The sequence below is a fragment of the Candidatus Melainabacteria bacterium genome, from assembly GCA_003963305.1.
GTDB lineage: Bacteria > Cyanobacteriota > Vampirovibrionia > Obscuribacterales > Obscuribacteraceae > PALSA-1081.
On the sequence record RXJR01000023.1, the window covers coordinates 142,527 to 162,247 of the forward strand.

General features: G+C 50.0%; 19 protein-coding genes. 9 read left to right on the forward strand and 10 right to left on the reverse strand.

Annotated elements, in window-relative coordinates; all coding sequences use genetic code 11:
• Positions 1–42: 42 nt before the first annotated feature.
• Genes EKK48_22470 through EKK48_22485 form a run of 4 tightly spaced genes read left to right on the forward strand, consistent with a single transcriptional unit; the run spans position 43 to position 4,318 of the window.
• Positions 43–1,140 carry a hypothetical protein gene (locus EKK48_22470; protein RTL38065.1) on the forward strand — a complete coding sequence of 366 codons (1,098 nt, stop codon included), beginning with the start codon at positions 43–45 and terminating at the stop codon, positions 1,138–1,140.
• Positions 1,133–1,804 carry a Rieske (2Fe-2S) protein gene (locus tag EKK48_22475; GenBank protein ID RTL38066.1) on the forward strand — a complete coding sequence of 224 codons (672 nt, stop codon included), beginning with the start codon at positions 1,133–1,135 and terminating at the stop codon, positions 1,802–1,804. The genes EKK48_22470 and EKK48_22475 overlap by 8 nt, the downstream gene beginning before the upstream one ends.
• Before the next feature lie 19 nt (positions 1,805–1,823).
• A complete protein-coding gene (locus tag EKK48_22480) occupies positions 1,824–2,915 on the forward strand; it encodes a cytochrome bc complex cytochrome b subunit (GenBank protein RTL38067.1) in 1,092 nt (363 codons plus the stop codon).
• Positions 2,912–4,318, forward strand: coding sequence for a hypothetical protein (locus EKK48_22485; GenBank protein ID RTL38068.1), 1,407 nt, complete (start codon positions 2,912–2,914; stop codon positions 4,316–4,318). The genes EKK48_22480 and EKK48_22485 overlap by 4 nt, the downstream gene beginning before the upstream one ends.
• Positions 4,319–4,466: 148 nt before the next feature.
• On the opposite strand, the gene EKK48_22490 is transcribed toward EKK48_22485, so the two are convergent.
• From EKK48_22490 to EKK48_22500, 3 genes are all read right to left on the reverse strand, one after another.
• The gene (locus EKK48_22490) at positions 4,467–5,288 is read right to left on the reverse strand and encodes a hypothetical protein (GenBank protein ID RTL38069.1); all 822 of its coding nucleotides are present in this window, start codon (positions 5,286–5,288) and stop codon (positions 4,467–4,469) included.
• Positions 5,289–5,410: 122 nt separating this feature from the next.
• The gene (locus EKK48_22495; GenBank protein RTL38070.1) at positions 5,411–6,163 is read right to left on the reverse strand and encodes an NAD-dependent deacylase; all 753 of its coding nucleotides are present in this window, start codon (positions 6,161–6,163) and stop codon (positions 5,411–5,413) included.
• 11 nt (positions 6,164–6,174) lie between these two features.
• Positions 6,175–6,768 carry an N-acetyltransferase gene (locus EKK48_22500; protein RTL38071.1) on the reverse strand — a complete coding sequence of 198 codons (594 nt, stop codon included), beginning with the start codon at positions 6,766–6,768 and terminating at the stop codon, positions 6,175–6,177.
• Between the two features lie 226 nt (positions 6,769–6,994).
• Between EKK48_22500 and EKK48_22505 the strand changes: the two genes are divergently transcribed.
• Both EKK48_22505 and EKK48_22510 read left to right on the forward strand, forming a co-directional pair.
• Complete coding sequence (locus EKK48_22505) at positions 6,995–7,411, forward strand: OsmC family peroxiredoxin (GenBank protein RTL38072.1); 417 nt, start codon at positions 6,995–6,997, stop codon at positions 7,409–7,411.
• On the forward strand, positions 7,412–8,242 hold the full coding sequence (locus EKK48_22510; GenBank protein RTL38073.1) for a biotin--[acetyl-CoA-carboxylase] ligase: 831 nt from the start codon (positions 7,412–7,414) through the stop codon (positions 8,240–8,242).
• 93 nt (positions 8,243–8,335) lie between these two features.
• Here EKK48_22510 and EKK48_22515 read toward each other — a convergent pair whose 3' ends face one another.
• From EKK48_22515 to EKK48_22525, 3 genes are all read right to left on the reverse strand, one after another.
• Positions 8,336–8,917: an adenine phosphoribosyltransferase gene (locus tag EKK48_22515; GenBank protein ID RTL38074.1), complete on the reverse strand. Its 582-nt coding sequence runs from the start codon at positions 8,915–8,917 to the stop codon at positions 8,336–8,338.
• Positions 8,865–11,693: a single-stranded-DNA-specific exonuclease RecJ gene (recJ, locus tag EKK48_22520; GenBank protein ID RTL38075.1), complete on the reverse strand. Its 2,829-nt coding sequence runs from the start codon at positions 11,691–11,693 to the stop codon at positions 8,865–8,867. Before recJ ends, EKK48_22515 begins: the two co-directional genes overlap by 53 nt.
• A 359-nt stretch (positions 11,694–12,052) precedes the next feature.
• Positions 12,053–12,295, reverse strand: coding sequence for a hypothetical protein (locus EKK48_22525; protein RTL38076.1), 243 nt, complete (start codon positions 12,293–12,295; stop codon positions 12,053–12,055).
• Positions 12,296–12,416: 121 nt separating this feature from the next.
• On the opposite strand from EKK48_22525, the gene EKK48_22530 reads away from it, so the two are divergent.
• Together EKK48_22530 and EKK48_22535 are read left to right on the forward strand one after the other, a co-directional pair.
• Positions 12,417–13,130, forward strand: a complete 714-nt coding sequence (locus EKK48_22530) for a hypothetical protein (GenBank protein ID RTL38077.1) — start codon at positions 12,417–12,419, stop codon at positions 13,128–13,130.
• 121 nt (positions 13,131–13,251) lie between these two features.
• Entirely contained in the window at positions 13,252–14,772 is a 1,521-nt protein-coding gene (locus EKK48_22535; protein RTL38078.1) for a DUF4127 family protein, read from the forward strand.
• Positions 14,773–14,846: 74 nt separating this feature from the next.
• On the opposite strand, the gene EKK48_22540 is transcribed toward EKK48_22535, so the two are convergent.
• The gene (locus EKK48_22540) at positions 14,847–15,092 is read right to left on the reverse strand and encodes a hypothetical protein (GenBank protein ID RTL38079.1); all 246 of its coding nucleotides are present in this window, start codon (positions 15,090–15,092) and stop codon (positions 14,847–14,849) included.
• A 150-nt stretch (positions 15,093–15,242) separates the two neighbouring features.
• On the opposite strand from EKK48_22540, the gene EKK48_22545 reads away from it, so the two are divergent.
• A complete protein-coding gene (locus tag EKK48_22545) occupies positions 15,243–16,418 on the forward strand; it encodes a serine protease (GenBank protein RTL38080.1) in 1,176 nt (391 codons plus the stop codon).
• Between the two features lie 119 nt (positions 16,419–16,537).
• Here the strand turns inward: EKK48_22545 and EKK48_22550 are convergent, their stop codons facing one another.
• From EKK48_22550 to EKK48_22560, 3 genes are read right to left on the reverse strand one after another with little or no spacing between them, the layout of a single operon-like run.
• Complete coding sequence (locus tag EKK48_22550; GenBank protein RTL38081.1) at positions 16,538–17,395, reverse strand: DUF4412 domain-containing protein; 858 nt, start codon at positions 17,393–17,395, stop codon at positions 16,538–16,540.
• Between the two features lie 57 nt (positions 17,396–17,452).
• Complete coding sequence (locus EKK48_22555) at positions 17,453–18,964, reverse strand: tetratricopeptide repeat protein (protein ID RTL38082.1); 1,512 nt, start codon at positions 18,962–18,964, stop codon at positions 17,453–17,455.
• Between the two features lie 59 nt (positions 18,965–19,023).
• Complete coding sequence (locus EKK48_22560; GenBank protein ID RTL38083.1) at positions 19,024–19,698, reverse strand: carbonic anhydrase; 675 nt, start codon at positions 19,696–19,698, stop codon at positions 19,024–19,026.
• Positions 19,699–19,721: the final 23 nt, after the last annotated feature.

A 19,721-nucleotide genomic window follows, 5' to 3' on the forward strand; every position in this document is an offset into this window, starting at 1 on the left:
CCAAATTATCAACCATTGCCTTTTCCGCTTCCGGTTTGGCTAATGCAGACACTTTTGGTGCTCGGGTTCTTCCTGCATGCTCTGCCGATGAACGTCATCCTGGGTGGCGGGTTCATTTGCGCAGTGCTGTTTGCGATGTCAAAAGACAAGAAGTCATACCAGTTCCGCGCCGCCAAAGCGCTCGCTGTGTCTCTGCCCGTGTTTATTTCGTTTGCAGTGACCCAGGGAATCGTACCGCTTCTATTCCTGCAATTGCTTTACGGTCCAGCATTCTACACTTCATCTATTTTGATGGCTGTGCCCTGGATTTGCTTATTGCTAGTCGTAATGACGTCTTACTACCTGTCGTACATAACTATTTACAGGGTGCTTCGTAAAGATGACGACGGTGTTGCCACCAGAGCGGCAATGATACTACTGGTAATGGCAATTGGTTTTGCCATCGTCGGGTACGTTTTCAGCAACAACATGACACTCATGCTCAGCCCGGAAAAGTGGCTGACGATGTATCAAGCCAGTCCGAACGGACTCAACCTGAACAACTCCGAACCGTCATTGCATGCTCGTTACCTGCACTTCTTCATATCCGCGTTTGCCGTGGCAGGAATGACACTGGGATGTTTCGGACTTTTCGTAAAACATGACGAGCAGTACTCGCAATGGCTCATTAAGACAGGGTCCAAAATCTTCGTTGCTGCAACAGTTATTCAGATTCCAGTTGGACTCTGGTTCCTAAAATCCATTCCAGCACAGTTTGCAGCAAACTTTATGGGCGCAGACAAAATAGCCTCGCTGGTATTCGCGGCTTCCATGGCCCTGATGATTGTTGCGCTGCTGGCCTCGTGCATAGCTGCTGTAAGCGCCAACCGCATGGCATTTCTGGGAGGGTTGATCGCCAACGCACTGCTCATCCTGGCGATGATCGTGAACAGACATCAACTCAGACTTTTTCATCTGCAAAATTATGTCAAACCAGATTCGATATCTGTTTCAACTCAATGGGATCTTCTGGCGATCTTTCTAGTTTCGACAGTTGCGCTCATCTTTTATCTGGTCTGGCTGTGCAAGCTCGTCTACCGCGCTCTCATGCCTCAAAAAGAGTCCGCAGCACCACTGTTAGTAGGAATGCCCAATGACTGAAGACACTAAAAAAGCAACTGCAGAATCCGCAGAAACTACAGCCGCTACTGCCGGCGCAGAAGCTACTGCCAGCTCAGAAGCTGCCGCAACGGCAGAAAGTAAAGCCACTGGCGGTGCAGAGACTGCAGCAACCGCAGTTTTGTCCGAAAGCAGCAAAGACGAATGCGAATGTACCAAAAAGTGTGAGGGTTGCCCTTCCGCCGGACATGACGATGACGACGTGCCGCCGATGACGAGAAGCGACTTCACGCGCACACTCTTCGCTCTGGTGGCATTGACCTGGGGCGGTCTGACCTCCTTTCCCATTTTCATGTACCTGAATCCACCCGCCAGCGACCAGGAAGAACACTCGAAGGTAACAAGCATCGAAGTTTGCAAAGTCGCCGATCTGCCGCCTGGAACCGGCAAGAATTTCCGCTTCGGATCATTCCCCGCCATCCTCATTTGCACAGAAGACAAACAACTGCACGCATTCAAAGCGATTTGCACCCACCTTGGTTGCACTGTGCAGTTCCGCGCGGATAAACAGAACGTCTACTGCGCCTGCCACGGAGGAGAATACGATGCTGCGACCGGAAAGAATATTGCCGGTCCGCCGCCCAAGCCTTTAACGGCACTAAAAGCCGAAGTCAAAGACGGCAAAATTATAGTTTCACTTGCGTAAAGGATGGACGGTCAGAATCATGGTTTACAATCCCATCGTCAGTTCCAAAAACAGCATCGAGCAGTTCTTGAAAGAGCGCTTGCCTGTTGCGGAGATGTCTGAACTGGCTGAAAAGAAAAAAGTTCCCATTCACAAGCACTCTATCTGGTACTACATGGGTGGTATCGCAGGCATTCTGCTCGGCATCCAGATAGTCACAGGCATCCTCTTGATGGTTTACTACGTTCCTGAGCTGAATGCCGCTCATGCGAGCATTCTTAAAATCAACTCGCAAGTCACCTTTGGCTGGTTCATTCGCTCGCTTCATAGCTGGAGCGCCAATGCCATGATCTTTGTAGTGATCGTACATCTCTTCAGCACTTACTTTATGAAGGCATATCGAAAGCCGCGTGAAATCACCTGGTTTTCCGGTCTGGCACTGCTGGGACTTTGCCTCGCATTCGGTTTTACCGGATACCTGTTGCCGTGGGATGACGTTTCATTCTTTGCCACCAAAATCGGTCTGGACGTAGCATCGAAAGTGCCGCTGATTGGCGATTTCCTCGCTCATGCTTTGCGCGGCGGTGACACAGTTTCGCAAAACACCATTTCAAGGTTTTTCATGATTCACGTGGCGGTGCTGCCGGCAATTTTGCTTGTTGCAATGGGCGCGCATCTTCTCATGGTGCAGTTCCATGGCATCTCAGAACCCGACTTCTTCAAGAAGCTGCCAGATGCCAAAAAGACTTACGAGAAGTTTTTCCCGCAATTCTTCTATAAAGACATTCTGGTCTGGATTCTGGCTGTCAATGTCCTTTTCATCCTGACCATGTTGAGCCCATGGGGAATCGGTCCAGAAGCCGATCCATTCGCAGCCGCACCAATCGGCATCAAACCCGAATGGTATTTCCTGGCGCCATTCCAATTCCTGAAGATGATACCGGCCATGATTGGACCAATCGAGGGAGAGCTAGCAGGAATAGCTGTGATGTCGTTGGTCGCTCTGGCGATGATCTTCGTCCCCTTCTACGACACAGGGGAGTCCAAAACTCGTTCTAACATTGCCACTGCTTTTGGTGCAGCAATTCTAATTGGCGCAGTCGTCTTAACATTAATGGGAGCACTATCATGAACTATCCGCTCTGGGTCGTACCAACCCTTGGTGGAACCTGGGTTATAGGAATTATCTCCATTATTCACGTCTTCATCTCGCACTTCGCAGTGGGCGGTGGAATATTCCTGGCCGTGGCAGAGAACCTGGCTTACAAAAAACAAGATGACAAAATGTACGACTTCTTGAAGCGACATTCGAGATTCTTCGTTCTCTTAACCACCGTAGCAGGGGCCGTAACTGGAGTCGGTATCTGGTTTTCAGTCAGCCTTGTCAGCCCGGACGGACTGGCGTCATTGATCCAAAGTTTCACGCTGGCTTGGGCGGAAGAGTATCTGTTCTTCGTTGCTGAGATTGCCACAGCAATTGCGTACTACTACACCTGGGACAAGATCACCAAGAAACAACACCTGCTTCTAGCCAACCTTTATGCAGTGTTTTCAGTCTTCACGCTCGTCATCATCAATGGCATTTTGACATTCATGCTCACGCCAAGCCGCTGGCTGGAAACTCACAACTGGCTTGACGGGGTATTCAACGCAACTTACTGGCCATCGCTGGCAGTGAGACTCCTGATCATGCTTGCAATCGCCGGAATGTACGCGCTGGTAACATCTTCGAGAATCGAAGAAACAAGATTTCGTGTGTTCATGGTGCGTTATTGCGCCAAATGGCTGTTGCCTGTGTTCTTCCTCGGTCCGATCTGCACCATCTGGTTCCTCACTCAGGTACCCCAATCTACTCTCACCACAATCTTCACCGGCATTCAAAACTCCGGTGTGGGCAACTTCTCGATTCTGGCACGGGCGCTTTATACCAGCCTAGTCCTTTCAGGAACGATTCTTCTCTTTGCATTCTTTGGACCGTACCTCAATCCGAAGGGATTTACGTTTCGCATCGCACTGCTGTTCATGATTTGTGGACTGGCTGCAACCGGAACAACTGAGTGGATGCGCGAGATGTTGCGAAAGCCATATGTGATTTATGGCTACATGTACTCAAACGGCATCCATAAAGATCAAATCGCTGATCTGCAGAAAGCCGGATTTCTCTCCCAGGGTGTCTGGGCGCATGCGCTGACTGAAGGCAATGCCGATGACGTCAAAAAAGGCGAAATGATTTTCCGCTATCAGTGTATGGCATGCCACACAGAAACAGGCTACCGGAGCATGCGTAAGCTGCTTGGTTCGCGTGATGAAGAAGCGATCTGCAATTTCTTGCAAATCCTGAAAGAAACAGACAAAACAAAAAACAACTACGCCAATATTATGCCACCGCTAGCAGTGACAGAACCGGAGCTGAAATATCTGGCAAAATATCTCGCCACCATCAATGACAATGGGAAGCTCGAAACGGCACACAAGTTTAACTCCAAACCTGTGCTCGTACAGAGCACAGCCAAACAGGGCGACAACTTGCACTGAGAAATCAGAGATAGCGGCGCAGACAAGTTGCACAAAGGAAACTCTGAGAACTTGCACTGCCCCAAAAGTCAGCAAGTCTGCACTGCGAACATAAACTACGAGCCTGGTCGCTAAAAACCAGGCTCGCAATCTTTCGCTGTCAAACTAGTTAGCTAAAAGGCATGGCGTCTTCCGGAGGAGGCGCAGCCTGCGGTCCAGGCGGAACGGGCAAGGCACCCCTTGGTCCACGACCAGGCTTCGAGCCCATTCCTTCAGGCCGCAATCCTGGAGGAACACCCATCATCGGCGGAGGACCGAAAAGATGGGGTGGGGGTGGCCCAAAGCCTGGCGGAACACAAGTGGGCGACAGTCCAGGTCCAGGAGGTGGTGGACCGCCAAAACCCATGTCAGCACCAAAAGCAGCATCGAGAAGCAGATGTTTGCGCATCCTTTCTTTTGCTTCGGCAGGCATGCCATCAGTTACGTCTAGCTGAAAAGTCAGCCTGCTGTTAGCAATATCAGCTTGAACATTATTGATGCGAGTTTGCAACTGCATCACCTGAGCACGGTCAATAGATGTCTTCGCCATCGCCAGCTTCTGTTGTCTCTGCAATGAACGAAGCTCAAGCATTTTGGGCGCCAGGCTGTCTTCCAACTTTCCCTTCAGCTCAGCCAGACGCAAAAGCTCAGCTTCACTCAGTCTGGGCGGACCGTCCGAGCGGTCGGGTCTGGCCTCGCTGGAGCCTTCATTTAAGGTCAACTTCAACTTCGTTAGAGATTTGCGTGCCGACGCATTTTTGACGGATTCCTTTGTCCCGTAGAACTTTGACTCAGACCGCTTTGGCTGACTCAACTTTGACTCAGAGAACTTTGACTCAGAGACCTTTGGCTCAGACACCTTGCTCGCGCCAGATTCAGCATGACACGGCAAAAGATTCAGGCTGCCAGCCACGATCGCAACTTGTAGAAAAAGGGTCTTTTGCGAAATCATCAGTGCTCCTCACATCGACTGCTACCATTGAAAAGCAAGCGCGTAAAGTCATGATGAAAGTGCTGCGAAGAACGTTAAGGAACGCCAAAGAATTGTAAAAGCGAGATTAGCGAAGGCGCTTCTCAAGCCGATTGATCGCGCAAAACTTCGAGAAGTTGGGGAAGAATCACACCGGAAGCGCCTTGCAAAAAGAAATCCACCTCTCTCGTCAATGGAGTTTCCTCCGGATTGATTTCAATCAATCTGGCGCCGCGTCTTTTAGCGACAAATGGAAATGATGCAGCCGGTTGCACCAGTCCCGATGTACCGATTATTAGAAAGACATCAGCGCTCTCTGCAGCGGCGTAAGAATCAGCAAGATTTTGCGGACCCAGCGCTTCTCCGAACCAGACCACATCGGGGCGAATCAAAGATCCACAGTGGCACTTCGGTGGTTCAGGTAGATCGCTCTCAACTTCTTCCGAAGCGACATGCCCGTGCTTCAAACATTTATGACGTGAGATGTTGCCGTGCAGTTCAACGATGTGCCTGGATCCGGCCAAACGGTGCAAACCATCAACGTTTTGAGTAATCAAAGTAAACTTCGGCACCAGCTGTTCCAACTCAACGAGAGCAAAATGTCCCGGATTAGGCTTCACATTCGATACCATCTTTCGGCGCCAATCGTACCAGGTCCAAACCAGATTGGGATCGCTCACAAAACCTTCAACCGTAGCCAGCTTCTCAGGCTCGTAATTAGCCCAGAGCCCGGTTTGAGCCTCGCGAAAGGTAGGAATGCCGCTCTCTTTTGAAACACCGGCACCGGTCAAAACAGCTACCGCAGCAGCCTGTTTTATCAACCTGGCACCGCGCACAATGTCATCGCTGTAAAGCATATCCACGTTTTCTATTGGATTCGAGAATTCGACTGATTGCCGATTCTTTCAAAGAACGTACTACGGTCGACAGAGTAAACGAGGGTGTCCCGGTAAGTCCCCTTCATGTATTTGTCGCGAATCAACTTCTGCTCTTGATGCATGCCTAACTTTTGCATCACCGCTTCCGAGGCAGAGTTCTGCGCATCACAAGTAGCCATCAACTTTTCCATTCCAAGCTCATCAAAGGCAAATCGCGCCAGCGCGCACGCTGCTTCAGTGGCATAACCACGTCGCCAGAACTTGCTATTGAGAACGTATCCAATAGCCCCGAGCTTTTTTTTCGAATCCAAAACTGTGACGCTGCAGGCTCCGACCAGACGCTGTTCGGTGTCGGAAATAATAGCCATATCGAAAGTGACGCGCGGCTTTTCCGTCTGAAATCCCATGGACTCGTTTAAGAAGACGCTAGTCTCCCGCAAAGTATTCGGACCCCACTCCAGATACTTAGTCGTTTCAGCATCTTGCGCGTAATCGTGAACGGCGGCAAGGTCGCCTTCCTGAAATTCACGAAGCGTCAGACGATCAGTCTTTATGGTTACACAATTGAGATCTTGCTGATTCATAGTCAATAAAGCGGAGCGATTTGTTTAGCCTACCGCAAACCTGTCTCATTGTCCTGATGACGATTCAAAGAAGCTCGTCCAGATTACAAGTTGCTGCTACCGGCACCTGTAGCGTTTGTTGCAATTTAATGCACGGAGACGCACTTAATCTGCGGTAGCGATGTGGGCGAATCCTTTATTGATACACTGACAGCCTGAGGAATTTTTTCAAGGAGGAATAGATTCGATGGCACAGGTAACAGTAAAGTCGAACACTAGCAAGAAGTATCAACAAGAGATAAAGTCAGCAGCCCACTCTTTTGTTTCTGATGCGCCGGAAGCGGTAGGTGGTCTGGCAACAGGTCCAGACCCGCATGAATTGCTTTTAGCCTCCCTGGGCTCCTGCACAGCTATAACTCTAGAGATGTATGCCGCCAAGAAAGGTTGGGATCTGAAAAGCATCAACATCGATTTGCAAGAAGAATCGGTCGACGATCCAGCCAATCCCGGCAAGAAAGTCTTGAAGATTACGAGAGACATTAAGGTGGAAGGCGATTTTGATGCTGAACAAATCGAAAGCCTCAAATCAGCCGCCGATCGATGCCCTATTCACAAAATTCTGAACGGACCAAAACACATCGACACAGTTTTGAACAAAAACTAAATGACCGCGCCGGTTGACGTTCTAGATCTGGAAAAGATCGAGCCGCGATTGCGCACGAAATTGATTGGGCGCCAACATGGCGGCAAAAATGAGCTCTGGCAGACGATAGATTCAACGAACACTCGCGCCGTTGAGTTGGCCGCTGCCGGCGGCGTGCATGGCACGCTCGTTCTTGCTCGACAGCAAACCGCAGGTCGTGGAAGACTGGGCAGGCAGTGGGTTTCCCCCAGCGATTCAGGAATATATGCAAGCTTTCTGCTGCGTCCGGAAGCTGAATCGATACAGAATCTCTCGACCATTACACTGGCAGTCGGGGTAGCGGTCGCAAAAGCGGTACGCACCACTGCTGGTATCGATATTGGATTGAAGTGGGTAAACGATCTGGTCGTAGATGGCAGAAAGCTCGGCGGAATTCTTTGCGAGATGCCAGCCAGTAAGACCGGCAAGGCACTTGTCATAGGCATCGGCATTAATGTCAGATTTCACGAAAACGAACTGCCGGACGAGCTAAAAGAAAAGATGACCTGGCTGGAAAAAATAACCGGTCAACCAATCGATCCAAATTTAGTCATAGCCGAAATCGCAAACGAACTCGAGATTGTTTACGATGAGCTCTTGCGCGGGCAGTCCGAGAAGGTGCTGGCGGATTGGAGACGCCGCTCAATAACTCTGGGGAAGAGAATCATAGCCACCTCAGGGGAGCGCAGTACGGAAGGCACGGCGATTGATATTGCTTCGAGCGGCGCCCTCATAGTTGACACAGGCAGCGAAAGAATCGAGCTTCATGCGGGTGAAATCTCAATCCGCAACGCAGATGGAAGCTACTGCTAGCCATTCAATGGATAGCAGTATCATCCGAACAACTACATTCTGAGAACTGCATTATTGAGCGCAGAATCAGCGGTCGTTAGTTAGTATCGTTAGTTAGTAGGTAATCAGCGAGAACAACTCGGCGTCATGTGGCAAATTGGCGCGTCCATTCAGGAAAGCCAACTCAACAATGAAGCCGATGCCGACGACGTTTGCACCCAGTACTTTCATGAGCTTATCAGCGGCACCAGCAGTGCCACCAGTGGCGAGCAAGTCATCAATAAGAACAACTCGGTCGTCTTTTTCGACCGCGTCAGCATGCACTTCAATACAGTCGCTGCCGTATTCCAGGGCATACTCCAATTTCTGAACTTCGTAAGGCAGCTTGCCCGGCTTGCGAATGGGAATAAAGCCGACTCCCAGGTTGTAAGCGATGATTGGTCCGAGGATGAAACCGCGGGCTTCAATACCAGCAATATATTTAGGCTGCAGCGAACGACACTTTTCAGTCAACGCCTGCATCGCGAAAGTGAAAGCCTCAACGTCTTTGAGCAGCGGGGTCAAGTCTTTGAACATGATTCCTGGCTTGGGGAAATCAGGAATGTCGCGAATTTTGCTTTTAAGGAGTTCTTGACTCTCGTCGTTAAGCGGAAGGCTTAACTTGGCCAACTTGCTCTTGTCCAATTGGGTACTCATTCGTGTGCTCCATCTCATCTTCGTCGTCCGACTGAAGCAACTCCAGTGCGTCCGCTTGGGAACCCAACCCTATCTGGTTAGGCATGACGGCTAATTGTACTTCTTTCAAGGATGCTGTCGAACACCAGTCTCTAAACTCTTTCGCAGCTTTAAGCGACAAGACGAGCTGTTTGAACTCGGGCAGCTCTTCAGCGTTACCGGTGGCTGGACCGACGAGGTCGAGATTGATGTAGCCAGCCTCGGCAAACCAATCAATCAAATTGACTTTCTTCAAGATAGTTAGCCCAAGGGCTACTGACATCTTGGTGCTGGCGAGAACCGAAGCCAACTTCTCACCCTCGACCTGGCCGTCCTTTTTGTTGATAGCGTACTTAACCAGCCCATAAAGCTTCTTAAGGAAAGCATTTGGCTCATAAACATCGTCATCTTCCAGGGTGCCGACCAGATAGATATTTTGAGCACCACTGCTGGCCAGGAGTTCCTGGAAGACAACATTGCTAGGCGGGATCTGCCAGACAATCAGGTGCTGCTTACGAGACACAGACATGCGATCTACAAACTGAAATGCCAGCTGCTTGGGACTGCTTTCTGCAAAGATGCTGACGGTGCTGCCAAGCTTTTCAACCGCTTTCGCCAGAATGTCGGCAGCCTTCGTATGGTTGCGCAAGTCTTTCCAGACGAGCTTGGCACTGTAGCTTGAAAAATCACGCACGGCAAGCTGATCGTGCTCTTCTGCGTCTACCGTTTGAGCTGTTCCTTTATTACCGCCGTCAGGAGGAGTAGAGTCTTCGCCTGAAATCGCCTCCGCCACAACATTTGGTTTAGACGCCGTATGCTCAGCCATGACATTTGGTTTGGACGCCATCGGCTCAGCCATAGCACTTGGTTTGGACGCCACCGGCCCGTCCATAGCATTTTTTGCTGGTGTTGTATTTGATACCACTGTAGCCTGCGGTGCTGGTGCAAATACCATTGATAGACTGTCACGCCAATCGCAGAGCACCAACTGCAACCGTTCTCTGTTATTGAAGACATTGATTTCAGGAGTAAACACAGCGTCGACAATTTGCCGCTCGCCTGGAACTATGCCGCGAGTATTCCACATCACACACTCGAATGTACTGTGCGTCTCTGTGTCTTCCAACATGACGCGGTGATGCTTGCCGTCTTTGCCTAAAACACGAGTACCAACGCACACCAACGACTTCATGCATAAAGTCGGCTTTTTGTTCCACATACCAAACGGTGCCAATTTGGTCAGCAGCTTGGCCATTTGCTCCGTTACGGAGGAGGGCTGAACTTGCATATCGATTTTTACAGTTGCTTGCAATGGCTTATCGACAAGCATACGATTACAAGTGTCAGTCAATCCACGGCAGAGAGCCTCAGCTTTTCCGGCTTCTACTGTGAATCCGGCTGCCATTTTATGGCCACCATATTTAGCAAGCAAATGGTCGTTATTCTTCAAAACCTCATACAGGTCGATTGCATCAATGCTGCGAGCTGAGCCTTTTACAATGCCCTCGGCTGGGTCGAGTTCACCAATGAAAACGGGGCGGTGATATTTTTCCACGAGCCTGGAGGCAACTATGCCAACCACACCATGGTGCCATCCCTCGTCGTAGATAGCGATGCATTTATCGCGCTCGAGATCGATCTTTCTAGAGATCAATAATTCTGCCCGGGCAAAGATTTCTTCGCACAATTCCTGCCGCCGCAAATTATCAGTTTGCAATTGACGGGCAAGTTTGTCGGCATAGTCTTCGTCTTCAGTAGTGAGCAACTCGACAGCAATTTTTGCGTCAGCCAGACGACCGACGGCATTAATCCTGGGGGCCAATCCAAAACCGACAAGGTCAGTATCATCTGATTTCTTAACCTGGGCGAGAAGCGCCTGAATTCCAGGTCTAGCGGAGTTGACGAGAATTGGCAAGCCCACTTTGACGAGATATCTATTCTCTCGAATCAATGGCACAAGGTCGGCAATCATTCCCAAGGTCACGTAATCAAGCAGAAGTGGCACTTCGTCAGGCATATTGCGATCAATCAGCAGCGCCTCACAAACTTTGTACGCCACACCAACGCCAGGCAAGTGGAACAACGGATGGTCTTCCGGAAGCCGCTTAGGATGCACGATGCCAACGGCAGGAGGCAACATCTCAGGCATAGAATGATGATCGAGAACGAGCGTGTCCACGCCAAGCGATTTTGCAAACTGAATCTCGGCAAAATTTGAAACACCGCAATCACAAGAAATTATCAGCTTAGTTCTGTGCTTGCTTGCCAGAATACTGACGGCTTTTAGATTTAATCCGTATCCTTCTCCGGCACGATTGGGTATGTAGAAATCCACCTCGGCGCCAAGTTTACGCAAAACCGTCAGCAAAACCGAGGTCCCAGTGACGCCATCAACGTCGTAGTCACCATATACAGTTATGCGTTGACCCTTTTCGATTGCCTCGGTGATGCGGACAATTGCCTTATCAACATCCGGCAGTTCCATCGGACCGGTGGCAGTATACAAATCTGTGTTGAGAAAAGTTTTGACTTCACCGGGGTCACCGATGCCGCGAGCCTGCAATATCTGCGCAAGCAGCTGCGACCCCTCGGCGGCTTCTAAAAACTCGGCACTGATTTCACCGGCTTCGTGTATCTGCCAGAATTTGCCCAGCGCCGATAATCTGGCTTTTTCATCACCAAAAGCGAAACCGGCATTACTAGCTAAAGATGTAGTCACCAAATCCCCCGATACAACATCGATATGTCCACAAGACATATATTCAGACGGACTTATACCTACTCACAGCGCCACCAGATGCGATGCAAGACAACACAGCTAGAATACTGCATCCCCTCTGCCGGATCTACGTTCAATCAGCGGCAGCAATCCTCCCGAGAGGCGCTTCTATATCCAATGCGCAAGCTTTGGATCACCTTCGCATAGAAGAGTGTTCATAAGATTTATGCGACATTTCGGTTCTTGCTTCCAAACACCTATACGTATGAAAACTCAAAAAAGTTCAATACTAAATTGAAGTTGCGGCAGACAACGATTCATACCACCAACCGAAATACAAAACAGCCCCGTGAAATATCCAAATGCGGTCATTTCTAAATAGCAATTCGTTTGCCGCTTTACTTATTCAATTTTGGATCGCGATATTCGAAAATCTTCTTGGGTTTGGGTGGCCAGTTTCGCAAGTCCCATTCTACAATCGTGGTTATCACAGGTGGTTTCGGCCAGGGCAGCGCCCAACCAATCACCCACAAAACTGGCAATGCCACCACATGCAAACTGAGAGCGACAAGAAACGCCTCGAACAGCGGAACGGTCTCGACCAGGAAATTTACGATAGTTTCGCGGAGCGGTTTGTGCAAGGCGGCTTCTTCACATCAAGTTGAAGTGCTGATCTGAGCATGTATAGGGTGGTACTATGTTTAACTAAGATTCAGCATACACTTTGAATACCTGGCTTAGCTCGACATTTCCAGGCGTTGAATGATACTCGACTCGACCAAACTACGCTCGATCATTGTTAGCACTGTTTTTGCAGCCGTTTTTGGGGCTGCTGCGGCACAAGCTGAAGAATATGGTCCACCAAATCTGCTCAAGACCATGAAAACCCCTTTTGGCAGTGCCGGCAAAGACGAAGCCGAGACGCAAGAAACATCCAAATTTGCGCCCATCGCCATCACAGGCGGCAACAACAGGCGTCTGAGCCTTTCACAGCGGCTAGTGCCGACCCGGCTTTACCTGCCCGGGCGCATGATTCTTGGCAGGTCATGTGAATTCAGTGTAAAAGCCAAGCCCGGAAGCTGGGTGGCGCTCGCCATGGCCGACAAAAATTCAGGCGCCAAACCGATTTTAGGACACACAGTCAAACTGGGCGCTGACCGCAAACTGGTTGCCCTCGGTCAGGTGCCGGAGACCGGCGTGATCAGCCTGAACGTCGAGACCCCCGTTCAGGGAGATCTGATCGGGCAATATCTGTATTTTGAGGCGGTGATCTGGTCCAAGCCCGACTTCAGCGACGTAGAATTCGCCACAGCCGTGCGGTACGACGAGCAGGGCAAAGAAAACGACAACGGAGTGCTGATCGCCGCCGAGGGAGACACCAAAAAAGGCATTAAAATCGTTCCAAACACAGCGCCCCTGAGCCCATTGCTGAAGAACGCCGGAACAAGCCTCGGTAACAACGCCGGACGACCATAACAAAGCCAAACCAGAAGGTCAAACCTGAATCAAAACCTGAGTCAAAACCTGAATCAAAACTTGAATCAAAGCTGGAAGCAACCTGTAGAACCCAAAAGACCATAAGGAGACCTTTTCACTAATGCGAGCTGTACTACTCCCCCTTGACGACAGACCGGTGACGTATGGCTTCCCCCAGCTGATAGCCAGGGTCGCGGGAGTGGAAGCTCTGGTGCCGCCGCGCAGTCTCTTCGGGTCTCTCAATACAGCAGCAGACATCGAGGGAATCACCGAGTGGATTCAAAACACTATTCAAAAAACCAATCCCGATGTGCTTCTACTTTGTCTCGACACGCTCGCATATGGCGGATTGATCAATTCGAGACGATCTACTGATTCAGCAAAAATGGTGCAGGACAGAATTGCAGTACTGCAGAACTGGCAAAAGAAGCCGGGCGGCAAACTGCCGATTTACGTCCAAGCCAGCATCATGCGTATTTCGGACAACTATGATGCAACGGAAGAGAAAGCCTACTGGGCTCGCTACGGGCGCGAAATATACGCATGGTCGTCGCAAATGCACCGGCTCGCTAAGGGCGACAGCCTGGTGTCGGGCAGTCTGGCAGCATCCGAAGCCCGTATTCCGGCTGAAATTCGCCAGGACTATCAACAAACACGAGTGAGAAATTTCCAGGCCAACCAGAAATTGATTGAGTTCGTACAACAGGGCGTGATCAGTCGATTGACGTTTAGCCTTGATGATTCGGGACCGACCGGATTAAATATGCTCGAAAAGGAACGACTGGTCTCGATGGTGCAGCAAGGCAATCTGCAGAAGAAAGTTGCCACCTATGCTGGTGCTGACGAGGTACTCTGTGCACTGCTGGCGCGCTGGCTGGTCGATTCGAAAAATCCGTCAAGAACTGGTCCCACAGCGCTTGTTCGTTATAGTCCGGAAGATGGTGCAAACTGCCCGAGCCGCTACGAAGGGCAGAACATCGGCGATACGATCACTTCCCAGATGCAGGCGTGTGGCATCGACGTACAAAAGGAAGACGACCGCCCGAACCCGGTCGACTTCATGGTCATTGTGCACACCGGTGGCGATGCTCAGGGCGACCACATTCAGTTGCCTGGTCACTCTGACTTGAGGCGAATGGATACATCGAAATCGATCAAACGGACGATCGAACTGCTCGAGGAAGCGCAGCATCCTTGCGTACTTTGCGATGTAGCGTATGCAAATGGTGCCGATCCGGAATTAATTGAAACCTTGCTGCAAAGACCAGAGTTGCTGGCTAAGTTATCGGCTTACTCGGGCTGGAACACGACCGGAAACAGCACCGGTTCAGCGCTGGCACTGGCCGTTGCGCAATGGTATTCCGGCACCGCATGCGACACCAACGCCAATCTTAAGGCTTGCCTCTACGTTAGATTAGCTGATGATTACGCCTACCAATCTCGAGTGCGCTCGACTTTGAATTCGGCGCCGTCATATGAAACCTTGCGCGACAATATGAAACCGTATCTAGAAAGAATCAGCCAGGCGCTTTCTTACAAACCGGATAGCCTGACATTGGGATTTCCCTGGAATCGCACTTTTGAGGTCGAAATTGGCTTGCCGTCAGATACCAACAGCGGTTCGCTATCGTACGCAAAGTAAGAGCAATTTTTATTCAGACTGCTCGACAATCCGAGACAAACCGAAACATTATCAGCAGTTGGTCGCGAGTTTTCTTAACCAGTGATCGGATTTACGCTAGCTGAAAGCGGGTTAACGATCATCTGTGTTCCGCGAACAATACTGGCATTTGGCTGACCTGTCGCGTGATTCGGACCACACGGGAAGATTTCCAGCACCTGACCGTCTCGATAGATTGTGATACACCCACAATTGACTATCGAAGAAGTGACGGTCTGCGGGGGCGCAAACGATTGCTGCCCGGCAGCAGGGTTACCGATCGCTGTACACAATATACACATTCGATTTACTCTTCCTAGTGACTTTCAGTGCCGAAGGCGCGTTGTCATTGCATTGTATTTCCTGCTCACAACAACTGCATTGAAAAAAAACCTAAGAATCCAAGCTGTACGAAATGCGCGTCAAAGCAAAGGCTATATGTCCGCGATATAATGCGAAAAGACGGAAACGAGGCTAGGGCTTCCATCGACAGGCATAATCAATCCTCATTCAGCTGGAATATTCGAGCCAGGACTCGCCGAATGGATACCCGCACGGGCGCTGCGGCAATTTGCCTCCTGAGCCTGAGCTGGTCGAGCATGCTTCCAGTCAAAGCTCTGGATAACTGGGAAAAAGTAGATAAACGAGTCAAAAGTCAGATATACGAATTGAACGTTGGTTTGAAACTTCGTGTGCGCGATAACTTATGGGCACAAATTGCGGATCTATCGCCCAAAGGACACTTTCCCGTTTACAGCACCTCAAAAGACGATAAAGGATTCCGCGTCATCAGCCTCGGCTCCAGTTTTCCGGTGCGCACCAGTCAAACTGACAAAACTTATTTTTTAACGAGCGCGCACGTAGTAAATGGTGGTGAAAACATCGTCAAAGAATGCGAAAGATTTTTCGCGGCGATGCGCCTATATGCCGAGCAACAAGACAAAGACAACTGCGAAGCGAAATACAAAGAGCTATTGCAAACGGTCAATCTTGCTTTAAAAGGAAAGGGTCTGGTAGGTTCCGAGTTGCAGACATATCGTGCCACCGTGGATGCCATCTGGGACTGCTATGAATCTTACCTTTCAGTAAGAGCAGATCCTGGACGTGTCATGTTCAAGAAGTATTTGAAGCAAGCCGGTGTCGAATCGCAATTCGGCTATTTCCTGCATCCTCCGGGTCCAGTGACAGTGCCACCATTAGAGGGGCGGATCTACAAGACAGCGAAATCAGACAAAGAACCCGACCTTGCCATTCTCACCGCATCTGGTGCCACAAGCCCGGGACTAGACCTGGATACTCTGCCTGCATCGGAAGGGCAGGAGGTGCAGGTAATGGGCTATCCGGTCGCATCTGAAATTATCGACAAAGACGCCGACAAACATTACTCTCCCACATTGAACAGCGGTCGCATCAGCCGCGTCACACCATCGCTTCTGCAGGTCGATGCGCCAGTCTCGCGCGGTAACAGCGGCGGACCAGTAGTAAGCATCCGCGGTAAGGTACTGGGGGTGGTGGCACTGCGCGCCATTCTAAATGGAACGGAACTGCCCAACTTTGCCGGTGCCGTCACCACACAGTCGGTGCAGAACTTTGCACCGGAGCTGTTTTCACACTTGTCGGTAAAATGAGGTGGTGCACCCGGGACGGGTGCGTTCCATGTTTTGGCACCCGGGACAGTGCGTTCCATGTTTTGGTGCACCCGGGACTGGTGCGTTCCATGGTGTGCGTTTACGTGGAGCCGTGCGTATTACTTTGATTTGAACATGTCAAAAAATCCGCCGGGTTTCTTGGGCGGCGGGGCCACAGGCGCGGGCGCCTTCACGGGTGTTTTTGGCATGGCATCGAATGATTCATCATCATCGGCGCCGGCATCATCACTTTCATCAAGCATCATCGCCATCTCGTCTTTGACCTTCTTGTAACCGGTCAAAGGTACAAAATCCGATGCTTTCACTTCAGTTTTGGCCGCCTTGTAGCAGTCCATAACCATGACCATCTTGTTGCTTGTTTTGCCCATCTGGAACACTCTCATCGGCGTACCCGAATCGATCGGAATGTCAAGCATAGTCTTCATCATGCTGTTAAATTGAGGAGGTGCCTGGATATCCTTGGCAATCCAGGCTTCAGCCATGGTAATTTCGTTCTTGGACTTGGCATCTTTTCGTTTTACAACAACCTGATAGCAGGGAACCCCGAGAATAGACTGCTTCTTGCCGGTCTTCACCGGCGTCAAGACAACCGACTTGTCAGCGACTCGTTTTCCTCGCAGCAAGAACTTAGCCTTCCAATGCTCATAGGGAAGGTCCACATAATTCTTGTTGCTCTCGTTGTATACAAGGGCGTTCCATTTGGGCGCCTTGATAATCATCACCAGCCCGAGCTTATCGAATTTCACCCGCACAGCATTCGGCGTGATGCAGTAGAGAACGGTGCCAGCGAAATTGCTATTGACGTTAATCACCCAGGCTGGAATCAGCTTCTCTGAAGAGGCTTTGCTGTCGGCTACTGGAGTTTTACCGGCGTAAATGGGAAGCGGCAACGCCGTTGCGCTGCTTACGATCAAGGAAAGAGCGAGGCAAATCTTTTGTACGAAACGCTTATCCATGTCAGACCCTTCACACTGAATTTCGTTAATGACTCGAAAGCTAACTATAGCAGTTGTCTAAAGCAAAGGCATCTTGGGCGAGTCGATCTCGAACGACCAGACGTTGGTCGGCGCGCCGGGCGAGCGAAGATTAAGCACGAATTTAATCGCTTCGTTAACGGTCAAAACGGGCTCGCTTTTCGTCACCGAAAGATCGACCGACTGTGCTTTCTCGACAGTTTTAAAAGCCTGCTCGGTTCCCAACGACTGGTCGACGAGAAGAACACCTGCAAGAGGTTTTTCTTTCTTAGTAATAGCGGCAAATTTTATGCCGTTCTGACGATTCAATTCAAATTCCAGAACATTGAGTTTGCACAGACACTTCAAGTTCTCTACGGAAAAATCATCTCTGGCTAAGTTGAGCCGATAAGGCTTTTCTGGTACACCAACCAGTTTCTCACGCAATCGCCCAGCCAGATCGTTATCCGCTGCTTTCACACAAGCCACCAGATATGATGGCAATGCGTCAGACGCGTTCAGCGATGCCGCTTTTGACAACATAGCTGTCATGTCACTTGTCTGCCCCTTGCGATCGAAAACCGCTGCCAACGCCAGATAGAACTTTTCTTCAGCGGGCGCAAGCTTTATTGCATGCCTGTATGCGGCTTCAGCCAGCTCGAGCCAGGCATTGCTCAGGGATGAATCAATAGCTGGAGCAATAGATTTGTTCTCGAACTCAAGACCCAACTTATAGTATCCGTCCGGCGACGCGAGCCCAACTGTAATTGCCTGATCGAGCAATTCCTTACCGCGTTTCGTATCAGCTGGTGTGCACAAGGCGGATAGTACTTGCAGATAGACCTGGTCATCCTTGGGCTTAGAATTGAGCGCCTCATTCTGAACTATTCGTGCACGGTCGAGCTCATTGGCACGAATCAATTCAATCAGCAACGTTATATTTGCACGCGACTTTTGTTCACTGCTCGTGGCTGCGGCAACAGCTTTCTCGGCTGCATCTGCCGCTTGCTTCGGCTTGTCTAGCTTAGAGTAGGACACAGCCAGGTTGTACCACCAGTTAAACGTGCCGTTTTCAGCTTTACTCATCTGATTCAAAACTTCAATCGCGTCAGCCGGCTGTGCGTTTGCAATCAAAGATTGACTGAGTCCGATTCTTGCAGACCAACTTTCAGGTGCCACCTTGACTGTCTTTTTGAAAGCCGGAATAGCCTTTTCGTAATAACCAAGCATCTGATTCATCTGTGCCAGATTGAGGTTAACGAGTTCATTATCAGGGGCAAGTTTCACAGCTTCCTGCGCCTCAGCCACTGCTTCATCGAAAAGATTGCCTTTCCATTTGAAAATTGACAGCACGCAATGAGGCAGCCAATAGCGCGGTGCGCTCTTAATTGCCTGGTATTCAAGATCGATTGCATCCTGAGATTTATCTGCAGCGAAAAGCGACATCGCCTTCTTAGACAACTCATCAGCCGATGAGGTCTTGCCTGCAATCACCGGCAAAACGGTCATCGACGAAAGGACGAAACACAGGGCGGCTCGCGTCACTCTATCGATTAACAATGGTCCAGTCACAGAAAAACCAGATTTACAGTGGGCGGAGACTGATTACGGATTACTCTCTATAGCCTCAACTATATCAACTGTTCAGAGCCGAAGCGATGAGGAACCTCTTGAGTGTCAAATCTAGAAAATTCATTGAGCGGCATGAATTGAGCTTCTTTCGGATCGAAATAAAACACGGCTCCTGTCTCGATTTTGTAAACCCAGGCATGCAAGTTAAGCTCACCGCGAGAAAGTTTCGCCGCCACGGCGGGATGCGTGCGAAGGTTTTCCAACTGAATCAGCACATTTTCTTGCACTGCCACACTGCGCAAATCTTCTTCGCTGTAATCGACATAATTTTCAGTAGCAATTCTGCGTGTAGCCTCGGCATGATTGAGCCATGCTGCCAGTGCAGGCATATTCTTGATTTTCGAAGGATTCAAAAGAGCATCCATGGCACCACAAAGCGAATGACCACAGACGATAATATCTTTCACGTTGAGACCACCAACAGCAAATTCGATGGTGGCACCTTCTCCGCCATTAGATGCACCATAAGGCGGAATGATATTGCCTGCGTTTCTCAGAATGAAGAGTTCGCCTGGTTCTGTTTGGGTAATCAAATTCGGGTTGATTCTAGAATCCGAACAAGTGATAAACAAGGCGTCAGGAGACTGCCCCTTCGACAAACGCTCGAACAATTCTTTCTGTGAAAGAAATATCTGAGTCTTGAATTGGTGAAGACCTGAAACTAATTTCTTCACGGCTTGTCTCCTTAGCGTGCTGT

What these genes read in the sequence shown, in the direction of transcription:
- EKK48_22510 (RTL38073.1), top strand. Translation starts at nt 7,412, where the DNA reads ATGACCGCGCCGGTTGACGTTCTAGATCTGGAAAAGATCGAGCCGCGA.
- EKK48_22480 (RTL38067.1), top strand. Translation starts at nt 1,824, where the DNA reads ATGGTTTACAATCCCATCGTCAGTTCCAAAAACAGCATCGAGCAGTTC.
- EKK48_22475 (RTL38066.1), top strand. Translation starts at nt 1,133, where the DNA reads ATGACTGAAGACACTAAAAAAGCAACTGCAGAATCCGCAGAAACTACA.
- EKK48_22500 (RTL38071.1), bottom strand. Translation starts at nt 6,768, where the DNA reads ATGAATCAGCAAGATCTCAATTGTGTAACCATAAAGACTGATCGTCTG.
- recJ (RTL38075.1), bottom strand. Translation starts at nt 11,693, where the DNA reads ATGTCTTGTGGACATATCGATGTTGTATCGGGGGATTTGGTGACTACA.
- EKK48_22490 (RTL38069.1), bottom strand. Translation starts at nt 5,288, where the DNA reads ATGATTTCGCAAAAGACCCTTTTTCTACAAGTTGCGATCGTGGCTGGC.
- EKK48_22470 (RTL38065.1), top strand. Translation starts at nt 43, where the DNA reads ATGCAGACACTTTTGGTGCTCGGGTTCTTCCTGCATGCTCTGCCGATG.
- EKK48_22495 (RTL38070.1), bottom strand. Translation starts at nt 6,163, where the DNA reads ATGCTTTACAGCGATGACATTGTGCGCGGTGCCAGGTTGATAAAACAG.
- EKK48_22545 (RTL38080.1), top strand. Translation starts at nt 15,243, where the DNA reads ATGCGAAAAGACGGAAACGAGGCTAGGGCTTCCATCGACAGGCATAAT.
- EKK48_22550 (RTL38081.1), bottom strand. Translation starts at nt 17,395, where the DNA reads ATGGATAAGCGTTTCGTACAAAAGATTTGCCTCGCTCTTTCCTTGATC.
- EKK48_22505 (RTL38072.1), top strand. Translation starts at nt 6,995, where the DNA reads ATGGCACAGGTAACAGTAAAGTCGAACACTAGCAAGAAGTATCAACAA.
- EKK48_22530 (RTL38077.1), top strand. Translation starts at nt 12,417, where the DNA reads ATGATACTCGACTCGACCAAACTACGCTCGATCATTGTTAGCACTGTT.
- EKK48_22535 (RTL38078.1), top strand. Translation starts at nt 13,252, where the DNA reads ATGCGAGCTGTACTACTCCCCCTTGACGACAGACCGGTGACGTATGGC.
- EKK48_22540 (RTL38079.1), bottom strand. Translation starts at nt 15,092, where the DNA reads ATGTGTATATTGTGTACAGCGATCGGTAACCCTGCTGCCGGGCAGCAA.
- EKK48_22515 (RTL38074.1), bottom strand. Translation starts at nt 8,917, where the DNA reads ATGAGTACCCAATTGGACAAGAGCAAGTTGGCCAAGTTAAGCCTTCCG.
- EKK48_22485 (RTL38068.1), top strand. Translation starts at nt 2,912, where the DNA reads ATGAACTATCCGCTCTGGGTCGTACCAACCCTTGGTGGAACCTGGGTT.